6 protein-coding genes are annotated in these 5,991 nt (G+C 40.4%); 4 read left to right on the forward strand and 2 right to left on the reverse strand.

Annotated elements, in window-relative coordinates; all coding sequences use genetic code 11:
* Positions 1 to 97 precede the first annotated feature (97 nt).
* Together IV64_RS11650 and IV64_RS11655 are read right to left on the reverse strand one after the other, a co-directional pair.
* Positions 98 to 376: a hypothetical protein gene (locus tag IV64_RS11650; protein WP_057707419.1), complete on the reverse strand. Its 279-nt coding sequence runs from the start codon at positions 374 to 376 to the stop codon at positions 98 to 100.
* A 22-nt stretch (positions 377 to 398) separates the two neighbouring features.
* A complete protein-coding gene (locus IV64_RS11655; protein WP_083491659.1) occupies positions 399 to 626 on the reverse strand; it encodes a hypothetical protein in 228 nt (75 codons plus the stop codon).
* Positions 627 to 878: 252 nt separating this feature from the next.
* On the opposite strand from IV64_RS11655, the gene mobQ reads away from it, so the two are divergent.
* The 4 genes from mobQ to IV64_RS14695 all read left to right on the forward strand — a co-directional run.
* Positions 879 to 2,942, forward strand: coding sequence for a MobQ family relaxase (mobQ, locus tag IV64_RS11660; RefSeq protein WP_057707421.1), 2,064 nt, complete (start codon positions 879 to 881; stop codon positions 2,940 to 2,942).
* Positions 2,943 to 3,038: 96 nt separating this feature from the next.
* On the forward strand, positions 3,039 to 5,174 hold the full coding sequence (locus IV64_RS11665) for a type IA DNA topoisomerase (RefSeq protein WP_057707422.1): 2,136 nt from the start codon (positions 3,039 to 3,041) through the stop codon (positions 5,172 to 5,174).
* 122 nt (positions 5,175 to 5,296) lie between these two features.
* Positions 5,297 to 5,512 (forward strand): hypothetical protein, encoded by a 216-nt coding sequence (locus IV64_RS11670; RefSeq protein WP_057707423.1) that lies wholly within the window; start codon positions 5,297 to 5,299, stop codon positions 5,510 to 5,512.
* A gap of 3 nt (positions 5,513 to 5,515) precedes the next feature.
* Positions 5,516 to 5,991 (forward strand): ArdC-like ssDNA-binding domain-containing protein (locus IV64_RS14695; RefSeq protein WP_420843335.1); only part of this gene is annotated, 476 nt, incomplete at its 3' end.

Genomic DNA, 5,991 nt, shown 5'->3' on the forward strand with positions numbered 1-5,991 from the left:
GAGCTTACACAAAGAATTCAAAAACAGTTAAAAGACTTTGCTAAACACAATCCAGAAATTAATCCAAAAAACAATCCTGAAAATAAAAACGATCGGTCTAGTTATTAGGTTGATCGTTTTTTAATTTATCCGGTTTATGGGCATTAACATAATTGGCAAATATTTTTAAAAGTTCTTCGGTTTGTTCAACCGAAAGGTTATCAGCTTGAAAGTATTTTTCTAGCAAAGCCCCTTTTTGAATTAATCGGCGAGAACGTGCTTTGCGGTCTTGTCGGCTTTCATAGTATTTAGATTGCCGTAATTTAAAATCTTCCCGCTCAATTTTTTGTTTTAAACGCGCTTGCTGCTTGACTAGTTTTTCATATTGATTAGACATGGAATTTCCCCATCTCGTATGGCTAATGATCTACGGAATTTACCTTTAAAAATTCAGAAAATTGCTTGGCTAAAAGCTTAATCTGATCGTTAGACAAATTAGCATAATCTAAATTGGCTTGACTGATGATTTGTTTACCTAGCCGTTGTTCAATCTTATTTTTTTCGTCCTTAATTTTTTGATTAAGGGCTTTTAATTTAGCTTCTTGTTTTTCTAAGTTACTTTTAGACATAACGATTCCTCCAATCATATTAGAAATAATCACCGAAACTATATCATATAAGAAACGTTAAGTCAAAGTATAAAATTTGAAATAGCGAAGCGGAAGGCATACACTAAGTTAAAGTTAAGAGAATCAGAAGACCGAGTAAAACGAGGTCAATGCGCACTTACACCCCACTAAATTCTTGTGGGGTAAATCGTGCTAAAATACTGTATTAGAAGTCGTCGATGGCGACAACAAAGTCAAAACCCATAGAATCAAAGGAAGATGGTGACTGACATGGCAATATTTCACATGAGTTTTAGTAATATTAGTGCTGGTAAAGGACGAAGTGCGATTGCCAGTGCCGCTTATCGAAGTGGTGAAAAGCTATTTGATGATAAGGAAGGTCGCCACTATTTTTATGCCCGATCGATCATGCCAGAAAGCTTTATTTTGACGCCAAAAAATTCACCTGAATGGGCGAGTGATCGAGAGCAGTTGTGGAATGAAGTTGAAAAGAAAGATCGTAAATCAAACTCACGGTATGCAAAAGAGTTTAACGTGGCTTTACCGGTAGAATTAAGTGAATCCGAACAGAAAGAATTATTGACAAAATATGTGCAAGAAAATTTTGTTGATCAAGGCATGGTAGCTGATGTAGCGATTCATCGCGACCACCAAGATAATCCGCACGCACATGTGATGTTAACTAACCGACCATTTAACCCAGACGGAACATGGGGAATCAAGAGTAAAAAGCAATATATTTTAGATGAGAATGGCAATAAAATGTATACCGGAACTAGCAAGTACCCTAAGAGTAGAAAGATACTGATGGTCGATTGGGATAAGAAAGAAAAAATAATTGAATGGCGTCATAATTGGGCAGTTAGTGTCAATCAGGTTTTAGAGCAAAAAAATATTCCGGATCGAATCAGTGAAAAATCATTTGTGGAACAGGGAATAGCTGACACACCAATGCAACACGAGGGAATCAATAGCAAACGGCATGAAAGAAAGGCATTTAATCAACAAGTTAAGAACTATCGTAAGTCCAAAGCTGGCTATAAAAATATGCAGGAGAAAGTAGTTAATCGAGGCCACTTGGATAGCCTAAGTAAACACTTCTCGTTTAACGAGAAAAAAGTGGTCAAAGAGTTAAGCCACGAACTGAAAACTTATATTAGTTTGGAAAGTTTAGATGATAAGCGGCGCATGCTATTTAATTGGAAAAACAGTACCTTAATTAAGCACGCTGTTGGTGAAGATGTCACTAAGCAATTATTGACGATTAACCAACAAGAAAGTTCACTAAAAAAAGCAGACGAACTCTTAAATAAAGTAGTTGATCGCACGACTAAAAAAATTTATCCAGAGCTTGATTTTGAACAGATAACCGCGGCTGAACGACGGGAATTGATTAAAGAAACTAATAGTGAACAAACGATTTTCAAAGGCAGTGAATTAAACGAACGTTTAATGAATATTCGTGATGATTTATTGACCCGACAATTATTGACCTTTACCAAGCGGCCATATACCAGCTGGCAGTTATTAATGCAACAAGAAAAGGAAGTCAAAATCAAGCTTAAATATACGCTGATGATTCATGATGATAGCTTAGAAAGCCTAGAACACGTTGATAAAGGACTACTAGAAAAGTATTCACCAGCAGAACAGCAAACGATTACGAGGGCAGTCAAAGACCTACGGACAATCATTGCAGTTAAGCAAGTCATTCAAACGCAATACCATGAAGTATTGAAAAGAGCCTTTCCCAATGGTGATTTAGATGAACTACCAATGATTAAACTGGAACAGGCCTATACAGCAGTGATGTACTATGATCCAGCTTTAAAACCGTGCAAGGTTGAAACAATCGCACAGTGGCAGGAAAAACCACCGAGGGTTTTCAATACCCAGGAACATCAACAAGGACTAGCTTATTTATCGGGACAGCTTAGCTTAGATCAGTTAGAAAATCATCACTTACAACGGGTTTTAAAGCATGATGGCACTAAACAACTCTTTTTTGGCGAATGCAAAGCCGATCCGACGATTAAGAATAGTCAGATCGAGAAAATCCAAAAGCAGTTAAAAGGGCAACAAGCCAAGGACGACCAGTACAGAAAAGCAAATATGGGGCATTATCAACCGCTAAATTATAAGCCAGTTAGTCCAGACTATTACTTAAAGACGGCCTTTAGTGATGCGATCATGACTGTTCTATATGCTCGTGATGAAGATTACCAACGGCAAAAGCAAGAACGTGGACTGAAAGAAACCGAGTGGGAAATGACGAAAAAGCAGCGGCAACACCAAACCCGGAACCGGCATGAGGATGGTGGCATGCACTTGTAATCGGAATAAAAAATGCACCGTTAAACCTGGTTAAAAGCGGCTGAACAAGGCAAAACAGAATTAGATCAAAAATTGAATCATAAGGAGTGAACGAACATGACCACTGTTATCTTAGCTGAAAAACCCAGTCAAGCCCGTTCATACGTCCAAGCCTTTCAAAAGAGCACAAAAAAACAGGGTTACTATACGGTTAGTGACCCTGTTTTGCCCGATAATACGCTTGTCACGTATGGTCTCGGACATTTAGTTGAACTAGCCACACCGGATAAATATGATCAGAAATATCAGCAATGGGCCTTATCTAATTTACCGATTTTTCCCGATAAATACAAGTTTGTGGTGTCAGCTAGTAAAAAAGATCAATTCAAGGTCGTCAAAGACCTGTTAACGAAGGCCGATACCATTATTGTTGCCACTGATAGTGGTCGGGAAGGCTCCAATATTGCCTGGTCAATCATGAGCCAAGCCCAGATTGACGTTAAAAAGAAGACCATTAAACGGCTATGGTTGAATAGCTTGGAAAAAGACGCCATTATTACTGGATTCAAAAATCTTGGTGATTGGCACAAAGACTATTTGGCTTATAAAGAAGCTCAAACCCGGCAAATTAGTGATTGGTTGATCGGTATGAATGGTAGTCCCTTATATACTTTATTGTTGAGGAAAAATGGGGTGCGTGGGGTGTACTCAATTGGTCGCGTGCAGACGCCAACCTTGTATATGGTCTATCAAAGAGACCAGGCAATCAAAAACTTTAAGCCGGAACCCTATTTTGAACTAAATGCGGAAATTTTAGCTAATCAGCAAAAATTCGTCGCAAAATTAGACCCCTATCAGCGATTTAAAGACGAAACAGGGCTAATGACATTCATGCAGGCTAAACACGTTCAGAAAGGCTCACAGGACGGTTTTATCAAGGACGTCCAAAAACAAGGCAAAAAGCGTGCTAGTCCCCAACTATTCTCACTATCCAGTCTCCAAAGTGCCATGAATAAACGTTATCACGCCAGCGCCAGCCAAACCTTAGCGGCCATTCAAAGTTTATATGAAGCCAAGTTGCTGAGTTATCCCCGAACGGATTGTGCTTATATCACTGATGAAGAATTTGATTATTTAGTGGCTAATCTGACGAAGTATCTGGGTTTGGTCTCTAAGCCAGTCGCTTTAACCAATACCACTCCGAACAAACGCTATGTTAATGGAAAAAAGGTTGAAGAACACTATGCCATTATTATGACTAAAGTCGTCCCGACGAAAGAGAAGCTGGCCAGCTTGCCTAAATTACAGCAACAAGTCTACGACCTGGTTTTAAGAACAACGTTAGCGATGTTTGCTGATCCGTACGAGTACGAGGAAACTACCATTATTACCCAAGTTGGTGACGCCAATTTTAAAGCAACCGGTAAGGCCCCAACTAAGCAAGGTTGGCAAGCTTTATTTGATGATCACAAAGCTGACCAGCAAGAGGCAGCCACCCTACCGATCGTTCACCAAGGCGACCAAGTTCAAGCAAATCTGCAAACACCGCAAAAAGAAACGACCCCACCGGTACCCTTTACCGAAGGTACCCTGATTACGGCCATGAAGACCGCTGGCAAAACGCTTGATGATGAAGTAGCCCAAGCGATTCTCAAAGATGTGCAAGGCATTGGGACAAGTGCGACCCGGGCCAATGTGCTGGAAGTGTTAAAGAAACGCGGCTATCTCGTCACTGAAAAGAACAAGTTACACGTCAGTGAAGCCGGGATTACTTTATGTAAAGCGGTCGAACTCGAACCCTTGCTAACTAGCCCAGAAATGACGGCTAAATGGGAGCAAGCGTTACAGCAAATCAGTACCGAAGAACGCACTCCGGATAATTTTTTGAGCCAAATCAAGAAGTTTGTGGCGAAGTTAATCGCTGATGTTCCCACACAATTAACCGGCAATGCAGCCATTAAGCAACAAATCAATCACCAACAGCAAGCACAAAAGTCCGCCGAGGTCTTCTTAGAAACACCGCAAGCGACCGTTTTAAATAAACAGAAGTTTTATATTGTAAAGCCTAAGCAAGGCGAAGACTTTACCCTGCCCAAGAAATGGAGCAGTAAGACCCTCGGGAAGACCGCAATCAAAGCACTGGTCACCAAAGGGGAAACCAGCAAACTAAAGGGTTTCAAGAGCAAAAAGGGAAAGTCGTTTGACGCCAAGTTAAAGCTTGACGGCCATAAATTAAGTTTTGATTTTGATTAGAACCTGCCTACCGCCCTACACTACGTTCCGGTTGGTGAACCCGTCATTTAGGTTCACTTTTACAACCCTAAAAGTAAACCTAAACAACGGGTGAGATTAGCAAAACAAAGGAGATCATAAATATGGATAACGAATTAACAGTCATTGGGAGTGAATTACCGGTTTTGCAGACTAAAGGAACCTACAAGTATTTAAAAGAAATTACTGGTAACGGGGCCTATTATCAAGTAGCTTGGCAAAAATTAGCTGATGGCTACATCGCCCTTTATGGCACGACCCCGATTCAAATCAACGTAGCCCCTATATTGAATGATATTTTTGAAGATGAGGAGGGGTAGGCAATGCCGAGTAAAGCAGATGTTAAAGCCTGGAAAGCACAATTAGTCGCCCAAGCCGAACAACAAATCCTAAAATTAACCGATAGTGGCCAATTTAAAAAGTACCTCAATACCTTGGCTAAATTCCATCATTATAGCGCCAGAAACATTGATTTGATTTATGCGCAAAATCCGCAAGCGACCCAGGTCGCGGGCTTTAAGCAATGGCAAACAGATTTTAACCGCACCGTTAATAAGGGCGCTAAGTCCATTCGAATTGCGGCACCGATTATTAAGAAATTAACACCCGCTGAGCAAAAGCGACTTGATACTACCGACGAACGGGCCATTGTTGGTTATCGTTACCTACCCATCTTCGACGTGGCACAAACTAGTGGTGACCCTGTCCTAAGCGCTAAAGACTTTGTCAAAGAAAATTTGGCTGATCATCAGAATGTGACAAGCTTATATAACGCGTTCAAAGATTATTTAAACCAGCA

The sequence above is a fragment of the Lactiplantibacillus xiangfangensis genome, assembly GCF_001438845.1.
GTDB classification, from domain to species: domain Bacteria; phylum Bacillota; class Bacilli; order Lactobacillales; family Lactobacillaceae; genus Lactiplantibacillus; species Lactiplantibacillus xiangfangensis.

Coding starts and splice junctions, on each gene's coding strand:
- IV64_RS11665 (WP_057707422.1), top strand. CDS start 3,039: ATGACCACTGTTATCTTAGCTGAAAAACCCAGTCAAGCCCGTTCATAC.
- IV64_RS11670 (WP_057707423.1), top strand. CDS start 5,297: ATGGATAACGAATTAACAGTCATTGGGAGTGAATTACCGGTTTTGCAG.
- IV64_RS11655 (WP_083491659.1), bottom strand. CDS start 626: ATGATTGGAGGAATCGTTATGTCTAAAAGTAACTTAGAAAAACAAGAA.
- mobQ (WP_057707421.1), top strand. CDS start 879: ATGGCAATATTTCACATGAGTTTTAGTAATATTAGTGCTGGTAAAGGA.
- IV64_RS11650 (WP_057707419.1), bottom strand. CDS start 376: ATGTCTAATCAATATGAAAAACTAGTCAAGCAGCAAGCGCGTTTAAAA.